Raw genomic sequence first — 1786 nt, forward strand, 5'->3', positions numbered from 1 at the left:
TGCCTCTTGCAGAGGAGCTGCCTCTTGCAGAGGAGCTGCCTCTTGCAGAGGAGCTTCGCTAACGCTAACGCTAACGCTAACGCTTTTCATGTCGGCTCAAGCGCCGAAACACGATCCCATCCTAGGTCATGCTCCCCATTCATTCGGCGACAGCCGAAGTGCGTTTGCGGAGTTGTGCGCTAGCTAAACGGCTGTCGCCTACATGGAAAGTTAGCGCAGTTCCTCTGCCAGAGCGGGAAACCTAGCTATCCAATCCTAACGGAATGCTACGCAAACGACCGCTTTTTTCCCTTGAAAGGGGAGGCTAATAAAGCTGAATTATTTAATTAATAATTAGTAATTATTAATTATTCGGTAAGAGATACCACGGGAGGCTAGAATATCCCGGGGTAGTTCATAGCTATACATGTTTTACTACATTAGCTGTTCAGTGCTAACTTGGCCTCTTGAGCTACCTGTTGAAATGAGTCGCTGGCCAACTGTTCTATAATTTGTTTTGCTTCTAGACCTCCTAACCGATGTAAAGCTTGTACAAGTCTATAGCGAATTTGCCAGTCACTATGGACAACAAAGGGTTTTAATAAAGGAATAGCTGCTAAATTTCCTAGTTCCCCTAGGGCACTAATGGCCATAGTCTGTATTAGTTCATTATCTGATTTCAGAGCATCTTCTAGTAAAAATAATGCTTTTGGTTCCCCCATTTCTCCTATTGCTGCAACTATACTAACTTTCACTAACCATTCTGGAGTGTTCTGGTATACCTGTTGTAAGTCGTCAAAAGCTTGAGTGATTTTTAATGCTCCTAGAGCATCTGCTGCTGCTGCTTGGACATCTGGTTCGGGATCGTTAAGCAGACAGTCACGCAATATTTCTTGGGAGATTGTTAAGTTTTGTTCTCCCAAACTTGACATTTGACTCACCGCAGCGTAACGAACACGAGTATCTTTGTCTTTGATCGGAGTTTGAATTAATTCAAAAGCCTTCTCTGGTTCTATTTGACGTAATTGATTAACTCCACGCAAGCGATCGCCTAATTCTTCAGATGTTAGTAGTTGCTGAATTGAATCTGGGGTAANATTTCTTGGGAGATTGTTAAGTTTTGTTCTCCCAAACTTGACATTTGACTCACCGCAGCGTAACGAACACGAGTATCTTTGTCTTTGATCGGAGTTTGAATTAATTCAAAAGCCTTCTCTGGTTCTATTTGACGTAATTGATTAACTCCACGCAAGCGATCGCCTAATTCTTCAGATGTTAGTAGTTGCTGAATTGAATCTGGGGTAACACTCATTTCCATAAATTGTATTGTTTTAATTTTTTGAAGCTCTCTACCCTTAAATATTGCGATTATCAATATTTCTTTTTTTACTTACAAGCATAGCTTATTAGCAGTTTTAATCAATGCTCTATTGTGACCAACTGCTCAGTATGAGGCTTGATTTTATCGCAATGTAAATTATCATTTCTATAATTAATTATTACATTTGTTTATTTTTGCTCCCTTACAATAAATTGTGTTGAATAATATCGAAATCATTCAGTTGCCATAGCTCTAATAATATCTCCACGAGTTAGTATACCAATCACTTTGCCATTTTCATCTAGCACTGGTAACCGATGAATATTACGCTCGTGCATAAGTTTAGCTGCTGCTGAAAGTAATTGTTCAGGTGTAGTAGTTAGAGGATTTTTAGTCATTACTTCCCCAACAGTTTCTCCTAAAGCCTTATGAATTTCTTTTTCATAACGAGCTGGATTTTCTAGGAAATAACACTATCTAGCAGCA

1 protein-coding gene and 1 pseudogene are annotated in these 1786 nt (G+C 39.7%); both read right to left on the bottom strand.

Going from position 1 to position 1786, the window contains the following annotated elements; translation table 11 throughout:
- Positions 1-419: 419 nt before the first annotated feature.
- A partial coding sequence (nblB, locus tag AFK68_RS00335) for a phycobilisome degradation protein NblB (protein WP_246843904.1) occupies positions 420-1075 on the bottom strand: 656 nt, incomplete at its 5' end.
- Positions 1076-1533: 458 nt separating this feature from the next.
- Positions 1534-1767 (bottom strand): annotated as a pseudogene (locus tag AFK68_RS00345) (CBS domain-containing protein); the annotation flags it as partial.
- Between the last annotated feature and the right edge of the window lie 19 nt (positions 1768-1786).

The sequence above is a fragment of the Hydrocoleum sp. CS-953 genome (genome assembly GCF_002260545.1).
Classification (GTDB): domain Bacteria; phylum Cyanobacteriota; class Cyanobacteriia; order Cyanobacteriales; family Microcoleaceae; genus Trichodesmium.